Annotated in this window: 17 protein-coding genes and 1 riboswitch; of the genes, 8 read left to right on the plus strand and 9 right to left on the minus strand. The window is 63.4% G+C overall.

Annotated elements, in window-relative coordinates:
- The 5 genes from ACXJ7R_RS08480 to ACXJ7R_RS08500 all read left to right on the plus strand — a co-directional run.
- A partial coding sequence (locus ACXJ7R_RS08480) for a CpaF family protein (RefSeq protein WP_457151442.1) occupies positions 1-863 on the plus strand: 863 nt, incomplete at its 5' end.
- A 4-nt stretch (positions 864-867) separates the two neighbouring features.
- Entirely contained in the window at positions 868-1833 is a 966-nt protein-coding gene (locus tag ACXJ7R_RS08485; RefSeq protein WP_457151443.1) for a type II secretion system F family protein, read from the plus strand.
- Between the two features lies 1 nt (position 1834).
- Positions 1835-2800 (plus strand): type II secretion system F family protein, encoded by a 966-nt coding sequence (locus ACXJ7R_RS08490; RefSeq protein WP_457151444.1) that lies wholly within the window; start codon positions 1835-1837, stop codon positions 2798-2800.
- Positions 2801-3000: 200 nt separating this feature from the next.
- Entirely contained in the window at positions 3001-3471 is a 471-nt protein-coding gene (locus ACXJ7R_RS08495; protein WP_457151445.1) for a tetratricopeptide repeat protein, read from the plus strand.
- 279 nt (positions 3472-3750) lie between these two features.
- Positions 3751-4926: a GGDEF domain-containing protein gene (locus ACXJ7R_RS08500; protein ID WP_457151446.1), complete on the plus strand. Its 1176-nt coding sequence runs from the start codon at positions 3751-3753 to the stop codon at positions 4924-4926.
- Here the strand turns inward: ACXJ7R_RS08500 and gcvP are convergent, their stop codons facing one another.
- The 3 genes from gcvP to gcvT are packed head-to-tail and all read right to left on the minus strand — an operon-like array spanning position 4927 to position 9229.
- Positions 4927-7737, minus strand: coding sequence for an aminomethyl-transferring glycine dehydrogenase (gene gcvP, locus ACXJ7R_RS08505; RefSeq protein WP_457151447.1), 2811 nt, complete (start codon positions 7735-7737; stop codon positions 4927-4929).
- Positions 7738-7754: 17 nt separating this feature from the next.
- Positions 7755-8123 carry a glycine cleavage system protein GcvH gene (gcvH, locus tag ACXJ7R_RS08510; protein ID WP_095088133.1) on the minus strand — a complete coding sequence of 123 codons (369 nt, stop codon included), beginning with the start codon at positions 8121-8123 and terminating at the stop codon, positions 7755-7757.
- A 5-nt stretch (positions 8124-8128) separates the two neighbouring features.
- Entirely contained in the window at positions 8129-9229 is a 1101-nt protein-coding gene (gcvT, locus tag ACXJ7R_RS08515; protein WP_457151448.1) for a glycine cleavage system aminomethyltransferase GcvT, read from the minus strand.
- 149 nt (positions 9230-9378) lie between these two features.
- A riboswitch (glycine riboswitch) is annotated at positions 9379-9465 on the minus strand.
- A 221-nt stretch (positions 9466-9686) separates the two neighbouring features.
- Here gcvT and ACXJ7R_RS08520 point away from each other — a divergent pair.
- Positions 9687-10688, plus strand: a complete 1002-nt coding sequence (locus tag ACXJ7R_RS08520; protein ID WP_457151449.1) for a hypothetical protein — start codon at positions 9687-9689, stop codon at positions 10686-10688.
- Positions 10689-10745: 57 nt separating this feature from the next.
- Here ACXJ7R_RS08520 and ACXJ7R_RS08525 read toward each other — a convergent pair whose 3' ends face one another.
- The 6 genes from ACXJ7R_RS08525 to ACXJ7R_RS08550 form a co-directional block, all read right to left on the minus strand.
- Complete coding sequence (locus tag ACXJ7R_RS08525) at positions 10746-11537, minus strand: molybdopterin-binding protein (protein ID WP_095087897.1); 792 nt, start codon at positions 11535-11537, stop codon at positions 10746-10748.
- Position 11538: 1 nt separating this feature from the next.
- Positions 11539-12420, minus strand: a complete 882-nt coding sequence (locus ACXJ7R_RS08530; protein WP_457151450.1) for a cytochrome b/b6 domain-containing protein — start codon at positions 12418-12420, stop codon at positions 11539-11541.
- Between the two features lie 97 nt (positions 12421-12517).
- On the minus strand, positions 12518-13195 hold the full coding sequence (locus tag ACXJ7R_RS08535) for a DUF1345 domain-containing protein (protein ID WP_095087901.1): 678 nt from the start codon (positions 13193-13195) through the stop codon (positions 12518-12520).
- Positions 13196-13221: 26 nt separating this feature from the next.
- Entirely contained in the window at positions 13222-13689 is a 468-nt protein-coding gene (locus ACXJ7R_RS08540) for a YaiI/YqxD family protein (RefSeq protein WP_095087903.1), read from the minus strand.
- Between the two features lie 67 nt (positions 13690-13756).
- Positions 13757-14326 (minus strand): S-(hydroxymethyl)glutathione synthase, encoded by a 570-nt coding sequence (gene gfa / locus ACXJ7R_RS08545; protein WP_457151451.1) that lies wholly within the window; start codon positions 14324-14326, stop codon positions 13757-13759.
- A 67-nt stretch (positions 14327-14393) separates the two neighbouring features.
- Positions 14394-15521, minus strand: coding sequence for an S-(hydroxymethyl)glutathione dehydrogenase/class III alcohol dehydrogenase (locus tag ACXJ7R_RS08550; protein ID WP_457151452.1), 1128 nt, complete (start codon positions 15519-15521; stop codon positions 14394-14396).
- A 196-nt stretch (positions 15522-15717) separates the two neighbouring features.
- On the opposite strand from ACXJ7R_RS08550, the gene ACXJ7R_RS08555 reads away from it, so the two are divergent.
- The gene (locus ACXJ7R_RS08555; protein WP_457151453.1) at positions 15718-17730 is read left to right on the plus strand and encodes an acetyl-CoA carboxylase biotin carboxylase subunit; all 2013 of its coding nucleotides are present in this window, start codon (positions 15718-15720) and stop codon (positions 17728-17730) included.
- Between the two features lie 140 nt (positions 17731-17870).
- The coding region (locus ACXJ7R_RS08560) for a PHP domain-containing protein (protein ID WP_457151454.1) at positions 17871-18395 on the plus strand (525 nt) is incomplete at its 3' end.

An 18395-nucleotide genomic window follows, 5' to 3' on the forward strand; every position in this document is an offset into this window, starting at 1 on the left:
CACGCATGCTGGACGGCTCGCGTTTCAATGCGGCCATCCGCCCGGTTGCGGTCGACGGGCCGCTGGTGTCGATCCGCAAATTCTCCAAGAACAAGCTCGGCCTGCACAAGCTGGTCGAATTCGGCGCCATCACCCAGAACATGGCCGAAGTGCTGGCGGCGGCCGTGCATGCCCGCAAGACGACGATCATTTCGGGCGGCACCGGCACCGGCAAGACGACCATGCTCAACGCGCTGTCGGCATTCATCCCGGAAGATGAGCGTTTGATCACCATCGAGGACGCGGCCGAGCTCCAGCTGCAGCAGCCGCATGTGGCGCGCATGGAGACGCGTCCCGCCAACATCGAAGGCCATGGCGAACTGAAGCAGCGCGATCTGGTCAAGAACGCGCTGCGCATGCGCCCCGACCGCGTCATCCTCGGCGAATGCCGCGGTGAGGAGGCCTTCGACATGCTGCAGGCGATGAACACCGGCCACGAAGGATCGATGGCGACCATCCATGCCAACACGCCGCGCGACGCCATTTCGCGCCTGGAGCAGATGCTTGGCATGACCGGCATGCCAATGACGGTGCAGTCCATCCGCAGCCAGATCGCCAGCGCGCTCGACCTTATCGTGCAGCTGACGCGCCTGTCCGACGGCAAGCGCAAGGTGACAAGCGTCGCCGAGGTGACCGGCATGGAAGGTGATGTCATCCAGATGCAGGAGATCTTCCGCTTCGTGCGCACCGGCATGGACGCCGACGGTAAGATCCTCGGCCATTACGAGGCGACCGGCATCCGGCCGCGTTTTCTCGAGGATTTGCGCGCCATGGGCATCGAGTTCCCCGGGCGATACTTCGAACCCGGCCGGCCGCAGGAGTAGTCAGGTGTTCGACAGGCTCAGCGCGATCTATGTCGTCTATGCCACGGCGGCACTTACCGGCATCCTGATCGCCGAGGCCTGCTACCTGCTCTATGCCGGGCGCAGCGACAAGCGCACCGCCATCAACCGGCGCATGAAACTGCAGGAAAACAAGATCAGCCAGGAGCAGGTGCTTGTGCAACTGCGCAAGGAGCGCGGCCTTGACGCGGGTACGTCGCTGTTCTCGCCGGAACGGTTCCGCGCCTTGCGAACCCAGTCTGGCATGGTCATGCCGCTGCCGAAATTCCTGATGACCACATGCGGCGCGGCATTCGCCGCGGCTCTGGCCGCCATGTGGTACGGCTTGCCGCCGCTGCTCGGGCTCGTCCTGTTTGTCATGCTTGTGCCGATCCTGCCGGTGATGACGCTGCGCTTCAAACGCGGCCGCCGGCTGAAGCGGTTCGGCACGCAACTGCCGGAGGCACTGGAACTGATCACGCGCGGCCTGAAGGCCGGCCATCCGGTGCCGGTGGCGGTCGCCATGGTGGCGCGCGAGATGCCCGACCCGATTGGCAGTGAATTCGGCGTCATCGCCGACGAGGTGACCTATGGATCGGACCTGGTTTCGGCCTTGAACTCGCTGTTCGACCGGGTCGGCCATGAGGACCTGCCGCTGTTCGTCACCGCCGTCTCGATCCAGAGCAGTTCGGGCGGCAATCTGCGCGAGATCCTCGACGGCCTGGCGTTGACGATCCGCGAGCGTGGCAAGCTGCGCCGCAAGGTGCGGGCCATTTCGACCGAAGGCCGCATGTCGGCCTACATTCTGACGGCGATACCAGCACTGCTGTTTGCCGCCATCATGGCGCTGATGCCAGCCTTCTACCGCAACGTCTGGGGTGAGCCGCTGACCTGGTACCTGATTGGCGGCTCTGTCGCCTGGCTAATGCTGGGCAATCTGATGATGTTCAAGATGTCGAATTTCAGGTTCTGACATGCAAGGCTTCATCGAATTCCTCGCCTCGCTTGCGCCGACCTCGTTGATGCCCGTGGCCATCCTGTTGCTGGCCGTGGGCGCCGTCGCGGTGGCCTGGCCGATGGTGGCGGCGAAGGGCGACCGCAACGACGTCATGCGCCGGCTCAAGGCGGATCATGGTCCGGTGGCCGCGAAGCCCGAGCCGGTGCCGAAGAAGAATACCAGCATCGTGCGCGAGAAGGCGGTGAAGAGGGCGCAGGAATTCTATGCCAAGAGCGATCCGGAAAATGTCGCCCGGCTGCGCATGACGCTCATCCAGGCGGGCTACATGGAGCCGCGCGCCGTCGGCATGTTTTTCCTCGTCCGGTTCATTGCGATGATCGGCACGGCCATCGGTGTCTTTGTGCTCAACCAATGGATGGCCAGTCCAGACGCGACGATGGCCAGCCGGTGGACGTTCGTCATCCTGTCGGGAGCGGCCGGCTACTTCCTGCCTGGGCTGGTGCTGAGCCAGAAGGTGCGGGAAAAGCGGCGCGAATACCGCAACGGCTTTCCCGATTTCATGGACCTGATGATCGTCTGCTCGGATGCCGGCATGAGCATGGAGGCCGGCATCGAGCGCGTTTCGAAGGAACTCGCCAAGACCTATCCCGCGCTCAGCCAGAACCTGCAGCTTGTGTCGCTGGAGCTGAGGGCAGGGCGCAGCCTCGACGATGCGCTGAAGGCGCTTGCCGACCGCCTCAGCCTGGACGAGGTGCGTTCCTTCGCCACGCTTCTACAGCAGTCGAAGGAACTCGGCACCAGCCTGTCGGGCGCGCTGCGCGTCTTTTCCGATGAAATGCGCCACAAGCGCATGTCGCTGGCCGAGGAAAAGGCGCACGCCCTGCCGGCCAAGATGTCGGTGCCGGTAACGGTGTGCATCCTGCCGGTGGTGCTGATGATCGCCATCATCCCGATCATCGTCAAAATGATGACGGAGCGCTAGGAAGCGCGTCCCTCGAACACCCAGTCCAAGCCGTGTCTTGCACGCGGCCCGGTCAAGATCCTCTGACCTGCACCGGGTGGTTAATGGCTGGTGTGCCCAAAGCTTAATTTTGAGCGTGTTTCGGCACCGAAGTTTAATCGCCTTTCCTGTAATGTGTTTCCTGAAGAACGACCCGGCAAATCGGGCGATGAGGCAGGGGCATGCGTCACAGTAATTTCACGGCAATGGCTGCGGTGGCGGCCGTATTAATGATGTCTGGTTGTACGACGGGTGGCGTCGACACCACCAAGACCACGGCCATCCAACCGGTGGCAAAGGACATCGATACTTCCGATCTGGCGCAAGGCAAGGCGCAGTTTCGCGACGCCAATTACGGCCTCGCCGAACAGCACTTCCGCAAGGCCGTCGAGTTGAAGGCCGACAATGCCGAAGCCTGGATGGGGCTCGCCGCTTCCTATGACGAACTTGGCCGCTTCGACTTCGCCGACCGAGCCTACGACCAGCTTCTGAAAGTCGCCGGCCGCAAGCCGCAGATCGTCAACAACATGGGGTATTCGCAACTGTTGCGTGGCAATCGCAAGAAGGCCAAGGCGCTGCTGCTCGAAGCGAGGGCCGGCATGGCCGATCCGACGGTCGTCAACGCCAATCTCGCGCTCTTGAACAAGGGTTGATCTGGTCGTCGCGTCCTGGAGCCGGATGATTTCAGGTCGAATCGACCTGAAATCTGAATCCGCGTCTAAATCAAAGGGATAGAGCAAGATGTCGTCCGAAAATCGCTCACACTTTTCGGCATCATGCTCCAGGGTGCTGTTTCGGGACACAGGGCATGGACGCTTTGTAAACCCTATGCGCAGGTTGCGTCGGAAGACCGGCTGAAAACCCGTATCCGAGGGCTGCCGCTGACCTAGAATGCAGTGCAACCGCCGACTCTCGAGAGGCCCTCGCCCAACATGTTGGACTTCAGTTCGCTCCTGCTCGCGGCCGCGCTGTCGGGCACATGCCTTAGCGCTACCATGTTTGCGATCTGGTTCACCGCGCCCAAGGCGCGCTTTGTGCTGACTGTGGCGTGCGGCATTCTGGTGCTCGTCGCGCATGTGATCCTGTTCTGGCGATACACCAAGGAGCCCGATCCGGTGCTCTGCCAGATCGTGCTTGCGCTGCTCAGCCTGGGGTTCCTGATCCTCTGCCTATCGGCCATGCAGTATCTCGGCGTGCCCAGCCACAGACGTGCCGTTGTACCGACGCTCGCCGCCATGACTATTTGCGCGGCCGTGACCTCCATCGGCCTCGACGGTGTCGGCTTTATCATCACCTACGCGACGGTAACGGCGCTGCTCTCGGCGATCGGCGCCATGTTCTGGATCAACGGCAGCCATGATCGCCGGATCCTGCTGGTGGTTTCGTTTCTGAGCGGCACCTGTGCGGTGTCGTTTGCGCTTTGTGGCATGGTTTTGCTGGGCAAGGGGCAGWGGGCGCTCGCGGTCGCGCCCGACAATTGGGCCGAACGGCTGAACTCCGTCGTGGCGGTGGCCTGCATGACCGGGCTCGGCGCCTTGACGCTCTCCCTCCATCATCTGCAGGCGCAGATCGAACTGAAGGCCGAGACCATGACCGACCCGCTGACCGGGTTGATGAACCGCCGGGGATTGATGTCGCTCTATGGCGAGCGGAGTTTCGGTCCATTCATGTCCGTCGTCATGTTCGACCTCGACCACTTCAAGCGGACGAACGACGTCTACGGTCACCCGGTCGGCGACCAGGTCCTGTGCCGCTTCGCCGCCGTCATCAAGAAATATGCCCGGACCGGAGTCGACGCCTTTCGCCTGGGCGGCGAGGAATTTGCCGTCGTCATGTCGCGGATGACGGAGGAAAGGGCCTACGACCTCGCCAGCAAGATCGGCGTTGCCTTCGGCACCGAAATCGTTGCCACCCCGCTCGGCCCGTTGCGCAGCACGGTCAGCGGCGGCATCGGCTTTGGCGAGGCCGATGGCCGCAGCCTCGACGAGGTGCTGGCCGAGGCCGACATAGCGCTCTATGCCGCCAAGCGCGCCGGGCGAAATTGCGTCATCAGCCGCAAAGGAATGAGCAAGGCCGAACCGGTCAAGCCGGCCTTGCGCTCAGCGTAGTTACTCGGCCGCACCCAGATAATCCGACAAAGGCGGGCAGGAGCAGACCAGGTTGCGGTCGCCTGCAACATTGTCGATGCGCGACACCGGCGGCCAGTATTTTGCTGCCGTGTCGGCGTCACCGGCGGGATACGCCGCCTCCAGACGCGAATAGGGATGGGTCCACTGGCCGGCCAGCGCCTCGGCGGCGGTGTGCGGTGCGTTGACCAGCGGATTGTCGGCCAAAGGCCATTCGCCCTTGGCGACTTTCGCTGCCTCTCCGGCGATGGCGATCATCGCCTCGCAGAAGCGGTCGAGTTCCCGCTTGGGCTCGGACTCGGTCGGCTCGACCATCAGCGTGCCGGCGACCGGGAACGACATGGTCGGCGCATGGAATCCATAGTCGATCAGGCGTTTGGCGACATCGTCGACACTGATGCCGGCGTTCTCCTTGAGCACGCGTGTGTCCAGGATGCATTCATGGGCAATGCGATCGTGCCTGCCCTTGTAGAGGAGCGGGAAGTGCGGTGCGAGCCGCGTCGCTACGTAGTTTGCCGAAACGATCGCCGTCTCGGTCGCCTGCTTCAGGCCGGAGGCGCCCATCATGCGGATGTACATCCAGGTAATCGGCAGGATGGAAGCACTGCCGAAGGGGGCGGCCGACACGGCATGCGCCGAGCCTTCGGTGACATGACCCGGCAGATAGGGTTCTAGGTGCGCCCTTACGCCGATCGGGCCGACACCTGGGCCGCCGCCGCCATGCGGAATGCAGAAGGTCTTGTGCAGGTTCATGTGGCAGACATCGGCGCCGATGTCGCCGGGGCGAGCGAGGCCGACCAGCGCGTTGAGATTGGCGCCGTCGAAATAGACCTGTCCACCATGCTCATGGATGAGGGCGCAGAGATGGCGCGCGCCTTCCTCATACACGCCATGCGTCGAGGGATAGGTGAACATCAGCGCCGCGAGGTTCTTGGAATGCTCATTGGCCTTGGCCCTCATATCGTCCATGTCGATATTGCCATCCTCCAGGCAGCGCACGACGACGACGCTCATGCCCGCCATCGCCGCGCTCGCAGGATTGGTGCCATGCGCGGACGATGGGATAAGGCAGATGGTGCGATGGCCTTCGCCGCGCGAGCGGTGATAGGCGCGGATGGCAAGCAATCCGGCATACTCGCCCTGGCTGCCGGCATTGGGCTGCAGGCTGACCGCGTCGAAGCCGGTGATTTCGGACAGCCAGCCTTCCAGTTCGCCGGCCATGGCGCGGTAGCCGGCCGAATGGCTGGCCGGCGCGAACGGATGCAGGTTGGCGACCCTTGGCCAACTCACCGGCATCATCTCGGCCGCGGCATTGAGCTTCATGGTGCAGGAGCCCAGCGGGATCATGGTGCGGTCGAGCGCCAGATCCTTGTCGGCCAGCCGGCGCAGGAAGCGCATCATCTCGGTTTCCGACTTGTTCTCGTGGAACACGGGCTGGGTCAGAAACTCCTTGCCGCGCGGTTTGCCGGGCACCGTGCTGTCGGCCGCGGGACCARCCTTGGCGCCGAACAATGCCGCGATTGCGTCGAGATCGGCATCGGTCGAGGTCTCGTCGAAGCTGATGCCGACATGGTCGGCATCGATGACGCGCAGCAGCCGGCCGGTCTTTTCGGCCGCAGCGGCGATCTGCGCCGCTTTGCCCTTCGTCTCCACCGTCACCGTGTCGAAGCGGCTGGCGCCGATCACCGACACGCCTGCCGCCTCGAGGCCGCCTGCCAGACGGTTGGCCAGTGCGTGGATGCGCCCGGCAATCGCCTGCAGCCCGGCGGGGCCGTGCCAGATGGCATAGGCGGTCGCCATGTTGGCCAGCAGCGCCTGCGCGGTGCAGATGTTGGAGGTCGCCTTGTCGCGGCGGATATGCTGCTCGCGTGTCTGCAAGGCAAGCCGGTATCCGGGCCGGCCCTTGCTGTCGGTCGACTGGCCGACCAGGCGGCCGGGCATCAAGCGCGTCAGCCTGTCGGCGACGGCGCAATAGGCGGCGTGCGGGCCGCCAAAGCCCATCGGTACGCCAAAACGCTGCATTGGGCCGACGGCGATGTCGGCGCCGAGCTTTGCCGGCGCGTCGGTCAGCGTCAGGCCGAGCGGGTCGGCGATGAACACGACCAGTGCGCCGGTGGCGCGCGCCTTGTCGATCGCTGCCTTGTGGTCGCCATAGACGCCGAACGTGTCTGGCCAGGAGACAAGCAGGGCGGCGGTGTTGTCGTCGATCGCCTCGCCGTCGATCTCGATGCCGAGCGGTTCGGCGCGGGTGCGCACCACGTCCAGCGTCTGCGGATGTGGCGTACCGGCTAGCGCCACCTTGGTGCGCTTGTCGCGGTGATGCCGCAAGGCGATGCCAACCGCTTCGGCGACCGCCGTTGCTTCATCGAGCAGCGAGGCCGACGCCACCGGCAGGCCAGTCAATTCGGCGACCAGCGTTTGAAAATTGAACAGCATTTCGAGCCGGCCCTGGCTGATCTCCGCCTGGTAGGGCGTGTAGGCCGTGTACCAGGCTGGGTTCTCGAACAGGTTGCGCTGGATGACCGGCGGCACATGGACGCCGTGGTAGCCGGCGCCGATGAAGCTCTTCAGCACCGTATTTTTCGCCATGATCGCCGACAGTTCGGCGAGCGCCTCCGCTTCGCTGGCCGGAGCAGGCAAGGCGAGCGGCTGGTCGAGGCGGATCGATCTCGGCACGGCCTGGCTGATCAGCGTCTCGATCGAGGGAACGCCGATGACGGCGAGCATTGCTCTGGTGTCGTTGACGCCCGGGCCGATGTGGCGGGCCATGAAGGGGTAGGGTGCTGCGGTCATGTGTCTAGGTCCTGATGTCAACCGATATGGGCTTTATAGGCGGCCTCATCCATGAGGCCGGCGAGTTGGCTTTCGTCGGCGAGCTTCATCTTCCACAGCCAGCCGGCGCCGGTCGCCGCCGAATTCACCAGCGACGGGTCCGACGACAGCGTCCCGTTGGCCTCGGTGATCTCGCCGTCGACGGGCGCATAGACGTCGGAGGCCGCCTTGACGGATTCGACCACCACGGCCGTATCGCCCTTGGCCAGCTTCTTTCCCGTCTCGGGCAGTTCGACGAAGACGAGATCGCCAAGCTGCTCCTGGGCGTAGTCGGTGATGCCGACGGTGGCGATGCCGCCCTCGACACGGAGCCATTCGTGATCTTCGGTGAAATAGGTTGTTGCCATCGGATTTATCCTTTGCGGTAGCGATGCGGTGTGAAGGGCAGGGAACTGATATCGACTGGGATCTTCGTGCCGCGCACATCGGCGAAAACCCGTGTGCCGGGCTTTGCCAGTGGCGTTGCGACATATCCCATGGCGACCGGATGACCGGCCGAGGGGCCGAAGCCGCCCGATGTGACATGGCCGGCAGGATTGCTGTCGGCATCAAACAGCGCGGCGCCGGCGCGCACCGGCTGGCGCCCGTCGGGCTTCAGCCCGACCCGCTTTTGCGCCGGTCCCCGCTCCACGGCGGCGCGCAGGGCGTCGGCGCCGATGAAAGCGCCGGTAGCGCGGATTTCTTTCGGGATCGCCCACATCAATCCGGCGCTGGCCGGGTCGGTCTCCGGCGTGATGTCCTGGCCGTGCAGGCAGAGCCCGGCCTCCAGCCGCAGGCTGTCGCGCGCGGCAAGGCCGATCCACAGTACGCGTTCATCGCCGAGCAATTTTGCGACGAGGTCGCGCGCATCGGCCTCCGGCAGGCCGATCTCGAAACCGTCCTCGCCGGTATAGCCGGAGCGGCTCATGAACCAGTTCTGCCGCGGTTCGACACCATGCATGAACAGCAGCGAGCCGGTCTCGATGCCGGCGCGGGAAAGGGCGGCCCAGGCTTCAGGGCCCTGGATGGCCAGGAAGACACGGTCGAGCGGCTCGACCTTGACGTCAAAATCCGCGGCAAGCGCACGCAAATGCTTTTCGTCGGCCACGGCGTTACCGGCGTTGGCGACCACCATGAACCTGGTATCGCCCAGCCTGGTGACGATCAGGTCGTCCAGGATGCCGCCTGACTCATTGAGGAAGAAGGACAGTTTGGACTGCGAGATTTCGAGTGCGGCGGCATCCAGGGGACAAGCGCGGTTGAGCAGCGCAACCGCCTCCGGCCCACTGACCTCGAACAGCTTCATATGCGAGATGTCGAAGAGGCCGGCATGCTCGCGGGTGTGAAGATGCTCCTTCATGACGCCGGCCGGATAGGTCAACGGCATCGACCAGCCGGCAAAGGCGCCAAAGCGCGCACCAGCGGCCACATGGATATCTTCGAGGGGAAGGTGTTTGGTGTCGTCGCCCGTCATGTCATCTCCAGAGTCGCACGCAATCGGTCGCGAATGGCGACCAGTCCGTGCCCCTCTGTCTGAAGCCTGAGAGACTCGCGCAACCGGAACTCTGTCAGCGGCGCTTACACCTTCGGCGCGGGGGCAAGCCCCGACTTTCCAGAGTGTCTTTCCCGTCTACGGTTCTTTTGCCTGAGAGATTTCGGGCGATTTCCCCTTCGGCGACAGCTTTCGCTGTTCTCTCCCGCAAACAGGTAGGACTCGCAAGAGCCCTCGACTCGTCATCCATAGCCTGTCGACGACACATTGTCACCTGTCAGCGACGTCTTTGATGCATGTCGTTTTCCCAGGGTGACATGCATTGGCTGACAAGTCTTCGCTAACCACGCCGTTTGCCGGTTTTTCAAGACACTGCTGATATCGTGGCGGCGGTGAGGCTTTTGGGCAGGCGCTTGCCGGCAGCGGACGGGGACGACAAATGGGCGAATTGATCATGAGCGCGCCGGTGGCGGGGCTGGCCTCGAAAAGCCGCATCACCAGGGAAGACGTGGCCATGTTGCGCCATGAAGTGTTCGGCGACGGCGTGGTGACGCGCGGCGAGGCCGAGGCGCTGTTCGCGCTGGACGCCACGGCCAAGGACAAGTGCCAGGAATGGCCTCCGTTCTTTGTCGAGGCCGTCACCGACTACATCGTCCACCAGGAGAAGCCGTCCGGCTACATCTCGCAGGACAATGCCGACTGGCTGATCCGCACGATCTCGCGTGACGGCATGGTCGACAGCCGAACCGAACTCGAGCTGCTGGTCCATGTGCTGGAAGAAGCAAGATCGTCGCCGAGCCAGCTTTGCGTCTATGCGCTGGAGCAGGTCGCCCACGCCGTCATCGACGGCAAGGGGCCGTTGATGCTCGGTGGTGCGTTGGTTCCCGGACTGATCGCCAAGGCGGAGGTCGAGCTTCTGCGCCGGATCCTCCACGCCCATGGCGGCGAAGGCAACATCGCCATCACCCGCGCAGAGGCCGAGGTGCTGTTCAAGATCAACGAGCGCACTGCTCAAGGACAAAACGATCCGTCCTGGAACGATCTGTTCGTCAAGGCGATCGCCAATTTCGTCATGTGCTCGGCCGGCTATGAGGCGCCGACACGCGATGTGGCGCTGCGCCGTGATGCCTTCCTCGAGCACGCCGATCCGGAAATCGGCGGTTTCTTCAGCCGCATGGTCTCCGGTGGCCTCGCCGGCATGATGGAGGCCTATCGCTCCCCCAGCGACATCGAAGCCGAGTGGGAAGCCAGGAACAGGGCGGCCGAGGCCCTGGCCCGCCGCGCCGAGACGATCGATGCCGGCGAAGCCGGCTGGCTGATCGAGCACATCGGGGTAGGCAGGCCTTTGTACGAGAACGAACGTGCGCTGCTGACGCTGATCAAGCACGCGTCACCGGAGATTCACCCGGCGCTTAAGCCGCTGCTCGACAAGGTTGCCTGAACCGGCGGGCAGCGCTCGCTACTCCCCCGGGCCGATCATTATTTTGCGGTGTGCGAATCAGATTCCACCGTACCAGTCGTAGCCATTGTCTTCCCAATAGCCGCCCCTGCCGCCGCCGACATTGGCGAAGCCGTCGACCAGCTCGATCTTGTAGAGATATTTCGGCATCTTGTAGCCGAGCTGACGCTCGACGCGGGCCCGCAGCGGCGCACCGTTCTCGACCGGCAGCGGCTTGCCGTTCAGGCCATAGGCAAGGATCGTCTGCGGGTGGCGGGCATCGATCAGGTCGATAGTGCCGTAATATTTGATGTCGCCCGACAGGCTGCGGTCGATCGTGTCGAGGCAATGGAACATGACGTAGCGCGCCTGCGGCTTGACCACTGCCTGGTCGAGCACCAGCGACAGCGGCGTGCCGGTCCATTTGGCGATGCAGCTCCAGCCTTCGACGCAGTCATGACGGGTAATCTGGGTGCGGCTCGGCATGTTCATCAACTGCTCGCGGCTGAGCGACAGCGGCTTTTCGACAAGGCCCGAAACCTCCAGCCGCCAGTCGGCGAAATTGTTGGCGAGCAAGCCCTTGTAGACGTCGTCATCGGGAGCCGTGACGCCGTTCGGCCGCTGCGGCTGGCGGATGTCGGCCTCGGTGAACTCCGGCGCCAGCGCGTCGCGTCCGGCGAGCAGGCGTTGCGCCCGGTATGTCAGGCCGTTGGCGTTTTCGAGGAAGCTGCGCAGGCCGCTGCCAATGCTCAGCTGGCTGTCGAAGGCGTCGCAGCCCGACAGCATGATGCCGGAGGCGCCAAGGCTGGCGCCCGTCAGGAATTTCCGGCGGCTGATCTCGAACTTCGCCATGTCAAGCACTCCTCTCGGTGGAATTGTCGTCGCGTGCAGGAGGATCGGTGCGGTACCAGCCGGTGATGATCGAGCGCAGTTCGTTGATCGGGCCGGCAGCCAGGATCATCAGGATGTGGACGATGAAGAAAGCGACCAGCAGCACCATGACGGTGAAATGGATGGTGCGCGCCGTCTGCCGGCCACCGAGCAGATCGTTGAGGAACGGCAGCACCGAGTCCATGCTGGGCGACATCGCGAGGCCGGTGATGATCATCAGCGGCAGCAGCACGAACAGCACGCCGCCATAGGCCATCTTCTGCAGCGTGTTGTATTCCCGCGTGTGGTGAAATTTGAGCTTGGCGTGGTCGACGATGTCTTGCGGCAGTCGCTTGAGATCGTTGAGGCGCGGCGCGAGATCGCGGCGCAGATGGCCGTTCACGGTGCTGGCGACCAGCCAGACAATCAAGGTCGTGGTCAGTATCCAGGCAAAGAAGAAATGGATGACGCGAGCGGTGCCCAGATCATAGTAGGACGGGATGGTCGCCCAGGATGGGAAGCCGCGCGCCGTTTCCTGGCCTGCCGGACCCGACCAGCCGAGCACGCCCGTCGTGTCGAAACGATGTCCGAAGACTTCGGTGTAGCCACGTGCACCAGCGTTGGTGTTCTCGGCGCCAATGGCGAAGATGGTGTTGTTGTAGTCGAAGCCCGACTGCTTGCCGATGTAGAGCTGCGGGCGGGCGTTGAAGATCTGCAGGCCGGAAAGCAGCATGAAGAACAGAGAGATGGCCCAGATCCAATGCGTCAGCCGCGTCCAGCGCGACTGGCGATAGATCAGCGTCTCATCCTTCGACGCGGCAGGGTCCGCTCCGGCGGTGGGTTGGCTTCTGGCAACCGATTCCATCTTGTCTCGTCTCCCGGCCTCGCGGCGTGACCTGCACGCTCATTGTCCTCCTGATACGTCGCTAACCAAACCGATGTTTCATCCGATCACGGAATTATTACGGGCTGCCCAGACTGACGGCGAGATTGACGGCTGCGGCGACGATGACCGTGTTGAAGAAAAACGACAGGATCGAATGGACGAGCACGACACAACGCATATGCGTTGTCGAGATGTTGGTGTCGGCAGTCTGCGCGGTCATGCCAATGACAGCCGAGAAGTAGAGGAAATCCCAGCCTTCCGGCCGCTTGTCGCCCGGGAACAGCAGCCCGCCGACAGGGATCTTCTTCTTGGTCTCAGCGTCGACCGCATCGCCGTCCATCCAGTAGACATGGGCATAGTGGAGCGCTGCCATGGCATGCATGGTGAACCAGCCGAGCGGGATCGACAACAGCGCGAAGCCAAGCTCGACAGGATGGCCCCTGTCCTTCTGATTGATCAGCAGGAACAGTGAAACAATGGCAACGACGACCACGACCAGCGTTACAGCGAAGATAACCAGCACCGGCTGGTCGGTGGCGCGCGCGTTCTTGCTGAGGTAGCGACCGGTAAGCCTTGGCATCTGGGCGACGACCAAAATGACATAGACGGCGAAGAACGCATTGGTGCCGATCGAATAAGGGAGTGGCGCGCGCAACAGCAGCGCAGCCGCCAGTGCGACGGCCCCTGTGCCGGCCGCCACGACGAATTGCTTGTGCCGATGCATTGGTGAATTGATCGAGGTGTCGGTGACCATGGCCCAGCTTTCGAAAAGCGCCCGGATCAGTCCGGTGTGGCGGATTTGAGCGCCCGCCGCAAGATGCGGTCAAGTTCACCGAGAAACCGCGAACGGTCCTGCGGCGCGAAGCTGGCATTGTAGCCCTTGCTTTCGCCGGTCTCGCGCAGATGCTGCTTGAGATCGCGCATCGCCACTGCCATGCCGATCGTTTCGGGTGTGAACGGGCGCCCGGTGGGCCCGAGCACATGGGCGCCGAGCGCCACCGCGCGGGCAGCCAGCGGAATGTCCGATGTGATCACGATGTCGTTGGTCCGCGCATTATCGACGATCCAGTCATCGGCGGCGTCGGCGCCCTTGGACACCACGACGTTGCGGATCATCGGATCGCGCGATGGCCGCAGGCCACCATTGGAGACGTAGGTAACGACGACGCCATGGCGCTCGGCGACCTTTTCCACCTCGGCCTTGACTGGGCAGGCATCGGCGTCGACGAGGATGGCGGGTGCAGGCATTTATTGTTCCAAAAGACATGGGGCCGGGCGATTTCGGCCGGCCCCATGGAGATAATCTGATCGGTTGTTACGCCGGCAAGGCCCCGGACTTCTTCGCAGTCCAGGTCGCCATATAATCCATCAGGCCGGGATTGAGGCAGTCATAGGGTTCCAGCCCGATTGACCTCAGCTGCGCGCGGATGCCGTCCATTCGCTTCGGGTCGACACCGGATTCGATGATCGACGAGACGAAGGCAGTGAAGCCCGGCGGCGACCAGCCGTCTTCCTGGAAGCGCTCGGGGTGGATGAACGACAGGCCCTTGAACGGGTGGTCGCGCTCGACCGGCCCGTGCATGTGGACGCCGCAGCCGGTGCAGGCATGGCGTTGGATCAGCGCACTGGGATCGACCACTTTGAGCTTGTCGCCGTTCTCGGTGACGGTCACATCGGCGGTGCCGGCCACGGCAACGACCGAGAACAGCGCGCCCTCCGGCTTCCAGCATTTGGTGCAACCACAAGCATGGTTGTGGGCGATCTGGCCCTTGACCTTCACCTTGACCGGCTTGCTGGTGCAGGCGCAAACCAGCGTGCCGCCGGCAAAGCTTGCACTCTCCTTGGGCAAGCCATTGTCGATTTTCGGATGCAGTTTTTCCGGCATTCTTTTCTCCTCCCAGTTGTGAACCACAAAGGTCGCAGGCCGGTTGGTCGGCGGCTTGTGGTCTTCTTCAGTAAACGACGACGCTTCGGATCGACTTGCCCTCATGCATGAGGTCGAACCCCTTGTTGATGTCCTCGAGCTTCAGCAAGTGGGTGATCATCGGGTCGATCTGGATTTTCTTTTCCATGTACCAGTCGACGATCTTCGGCACGTCGGTGCGGCCGCGCGCGCCGCCGAAGGCGGTGCCCATCCAGGTGCGGCCGGTGACCAGCTGGAACGGCCGGGTCGAGATTTCCTGGCCGGCACCGGCGACGCCGATGACGACCGACTTGCCCCAGCCGCGATGCGAGGCTTCCAGCGCCTGGCGCATCACCTTGGTGTTGCCGGTGCAGTCGAAGGTGTAGTCGGCGCCACCGATCTGGTCGGCGCCACGCTTGGTCATGTTGACGAGGTGAGGGACGATGTCACCATCGATTTCCTTCGGATTGACGAAATGCGTCATGCCGAACTTCTCGCCCCAGGCCTTTTTGTCGTTGTTCAAATCAACGCCGATGATCATGTCGGCGCCGGCAAGTTTCAGGCCCTGGATGACGTTGAGGCCGATGCCGCCGAGGCCGAAGACGACGGCAGTCGCGCCTTGCTMAACCTTGGCGGTGTTGATGACSGCRCCGATGCCGGTSGTSACACCRCAGCCGATGTAGCAGATCTTGTCGAAGGGGGCGTCGGGATTGACCTTGGCGACAGCGATCTCGGGCAGCACGGTGAAGTTGGAGAAGGTCGAGCAGCCCATATAGTGAAAGATCTTGTCCTTGCYGATCGAGAAGCGCGACGAACCATCGGGCATCAGGCCTTGCCCCTGCGTGGCGCGGATGGCGGTGCAGAGGTTGGTCTTGCGCGACAGGCAGGACGGGCACTGGCGGCATTCGGGCGTATAGAGCGGGATGACGTGGTCGCCCTTCTTGACCGAAGTGACGCCCTTGCCGACATCGACGACGACGCCGGCGCCCTCATGGCCGAGGATGGCCGGAAAAAGCCCTTCGGGATCGGCGCCCGACAGCGTGAACTCGTCGGTGTGGCAGATGCCGGTCGCCTTGATCTCAACCAGCACCTCGCCGTCGCGCGGGCCATCGAGGTCGACCTCCATGATCTCCAGCGGCTTTCCGGCGGCGACAGCGACAGCGGCGCGCGTTTTCATCAGGCAATTCCTCCATAGGCGATTTTTGCCCAAGCTTTCAGGTTTTAATGATGCGATCAACTGGAAGCTGGTTCCAGGCTTGGGCCAGTGCGGAGAATTTTATCCCAAATCGATTGAAAGACCGCGATTGACCCGGCCGGCTTGACCGCACCGACACAGGCCATAAAAGGAACGGCCGACCCGAGGGATATTTCGCATGTTCACCAAGATCCTCATCGCCAACCGCGGCGAGATTGCCTGCCGTGTGATCAGGACGGCGCGCAAGATGGGCATCGCCACCGTCGCGGTCTATTCCGATGCCGATCGTGATGCCGTGCATGTCGAGATGGCCGATGAGGCGGTGCATATCGGGCCTTCGCCGGCCGCGCAGAGCTACCTCGTACCGGAGAAGATCATCGCCGCCTGCAAGGAGACGGGCGCGCAGGCCGTGCATCCCGGTTACGGCTTCCTGTCCGAGCGGGCGGCGTTCTGCGAGGCGCTGGAAGCGGAAGGCATCATCTTCATCGGCCCGAAGCCCAAGGCGATCAAGGCGATGGGCGACAAGATCGAATCGAAGAAATTCGCCAACGCCGCCAAGGTTTCCACCGTGCCCGGCTGGCTCGGTGTCATCGAGAATGCCGACCATGCCGAAAAGATCGCCGGCGAGATCGGCTATCCCGTGATGATCAAGGCCTCGGCCGGCGGCGGCGGCAAGGGCATGCGAATCGCCTGGAGCCAGTCGGAGGTGCGCGACGGGTTCGACCGCGCGCGCTCGGAAGCCAAGAGCTCGTTCGGCGACGACCGCGTCTTCATCGAGAAATTCGTCGTCGATCCGCGGCATATCGAAATCCAGGTGCTGGCCGACGCCCATGGCAACGCGCTCTATCTCGGCGAGCGCGAATGCTCGATCCAGCGCCGCAACCAGAAGGTCGCCGAAGAGGCGCCATCGCCGTTCCTCGACGCCAAGACACGCAAGGCCATGGGCGAGCAGTCGGTAGCGCTGGCCAGGGCCGTCGACTATCAGAGCGCCGGCACGGTGGAGTTCATCGTCGACAAGGACAAGAACTTCTATTTCCTTGAAATGAATACACGTTTGCAGGTCGAGCACCCGGTGACGGAGCTCGTCACCGGCATCGATCTGGTCGAGCAGATGATCCGCGTCGCCGCCGGCGAAGAGCTGGCCTTGAAGCAAAGCGATATCCAGCTGAGCGGCTGGGCGGTGGAAAGCCGGCTCTATGCCGAGGACCCGTACCGCAATTTCCTGCCCTCGATCGGCCGGCTGACGCGCTACCGGCCGCCGGAGGAAGGACAATTCGGCGATGTCGTCATCCGCAACGACACCGGCGTCACCGAAGGCTCCGAGATCTCGATGTTTTACGACCCGATGCTCGCCAAGCTGTGCACTTGGGCACCGACGCGCATCCAGGCCATCGATGCCATGTCGGAAGCGCTCGACAGCTTTGTCGTCGACGGCATCGAGCACAACATTCCGTTCCTCGCCGCCCTGATGCAGCATCCGCGCTGGCGGGAAGGGCTGATATCGACCGGTTTCATCGCCGATGAATATCCCGACGGCTTTGCGCCAATCGTGCCGAACAACGATGAGAAAGCGGTGCTGGCGTCGATTGCGACCGCGGTGGAACTGCTGCGCCGCGACCGGCTCGACCGGCTCGGCGGGCGCCTGGCGCCGCATTCGGGGGCGCTGAAGCGCGACTGGGTGGTGAAGATCGGTGAAGATTATCTGTCGGCGTCCATCCTCGAAGGCATGATCTCCATTCCAATGGAAATCGATCTGTCGATCGAGGGCGGCAAGGCGCTGACCGTTGCCTCCGACTGGTGTCCGGGCGACCTGATCTGGCGCGGCACGGTCGGCACGCACAAGATCGTCGCTCAGATCAGGCCGGTTGCCAATGGCTTGCGCATCGCCTGGAAAGGCATGTCGGTGACCGCGAGGACCATGTTGCCACGCATCGCCGAACTGGAAAGGCTGATGCCGGAGAAGGTGGCGCCGGATACGTCGAAACTGCTGCTTTGCCCGATGCCCGGCCTTGTCGTGTCGATCGCCGTTGCCGAAGGCCAGGAGGTCAAGGCCGGCGAGACGCTGGCCGTCGTCGAAGCGATGAAGATGGAAAACGTGCTGCGCGCCGAACGCGATCTTGTCGTTGCGAAACTCAACGCCAAGCAAGGCGACAGCCTGGCGGTCGACGCAGTGATCATGGAATTTGCCTGAGATTGTTTGGAAACTTTAAGGCGAGCCGGGCAGGCCGCTGCAAGCCTGTGGTCAGCGGCGGTTTGTGCCTGGACTGGTATCGCCCGGTCCCGGACAATACATCTCCATCGACTCAAGTCCTTCGGGCAGCGCGATAAACCATGGCAGATGACAGACTTCCCCGTGATCCCCTGATGCGCGAAGCCGCGATAGCGGCTGCGCGGCCGGAGGCGCCTGCGCGGCCGTTCGTCCATCTGCGCGTGCATTCGGCCTATTCGCTGCTGGAAGGCGCCTTGCAGATCGGCAAGGTGGTGGCCCATGCGGTCAAGGACGAGGCCCCGGCGATTGCCGTCACCGACACCAACAATCTGTTCGGCGCGCTCGAATTCGCGCAGAAGGCGGTGAAGGACGGGATCCAGCCGATCATCGGCTGCCAGATCGCGGTCGCCTTTTCCGGCGAGAACAGCGATGGCCAGCGCGACCGMAGAAGGCAAGGTCCGGATATGCGGCCGGTCGTCCTGATCGCGGCGACTGAGGCCGGCTACGCCAATCTGGTGAGGTTGGTCAGCCGCGTCTATTTGGAAACGCCGCCGGGTGAGGCGGTGCACCTGACCACGGAAATGATGGAGGGCTATTGCGACGGGCTGATCTGCCTCAGCGGCGGGCCGCGCGGCCCGGTCGGTTTT

The organism is Mesorhizobium sp. P5_C1 (assembly GCF_054049815.1).

What these genes read in the sequence shown, in the direction of transcription:
- ACXJ7R_RS08490 (WP_457151444.1), top strand. Translation starts at nt 1,835, where the DNA reads ATGCAAGGCTTCATCGAATTCCTCGCCTCGCTTGCGCCGACCTCGTTG.
- ACXJ7R_RS08495 (WP_457151445.1), top strand. Translation starts at nt 3,001, where the DNA reads ATGCGTCACAGTAATTTCACGGCAATGGCTGCGGTGGCGGCCGTATTA.
- gcvH (WP_095088133.1), bottom strand. Translation starts at nt 8,123, where the DNA reads ATGGCAACAACCTATTTCACCGAAGATCACGAATGGCTCCGTGTCGAG.
- gcvT (WP_457151448.1), bottom strand. Translation starts at nt 9,229, where the DNA reads ATGACGGGCGACGACACCAAACACCTTCCCCTCGAAGATATCCATGTG.
- ACXJ7R_RS08520 (WP_457151449.1), top strand. Translation starts at nt 9,687, where the DNA reads ATGGGCGAATTGATCATGAGCGCGCCGGTGGCGGGGCTGGCCTCGAAA.
- ACXJ7R_RS08525 (WP_095087897.1), bottom strand. Translation starts at nt 11,537, where the DNA reads ATGGCGAAGTTCGAGATCAGCCGCCGGAAATTCCTGACGGGCGCCAGC.
- ACXJ7R_RS08530 (WP_457151450.1), bottom strand. Translation starts at nt 12,420, where the DNA reads ATGGAATCGGTTGCCAGAAGCCAACCCACCGCCGGAGCGGACCCTGCC.
- ACXJ7R_RS08535 (WP_095087901.1), bottom strand. Translation starts at nt 13,195, where the DNA reads ATGGTCACCGACACCTCGATCAATTCACCAATGCATCGGCACAAGCAA.
- ACXJ7R_RS08540 (WP_095087903.1), bottom strand. Translation starts at nt 13,689, where the DNA reads ATGCCTGCACCCGCCATCCTCGTCGACGCCGATGCCTGCCCAGTCAAG.
- gfa (WP_457151451.1), bottom strand. Translation starts at nt 14,326, where the DNA reads ATGCCGGAAAAACTGCATCCGAAAATCGACAATGGCTTGCCCAAGGAG.
- ACXJ7R_RS08555 (WP_457151453.1), top strand. Translation starts at nt 15,718, where the DNA reads ATGTTCACCAAGATCCTCATCGCCAACCGCGGCGAGATTGCCTGCCGT.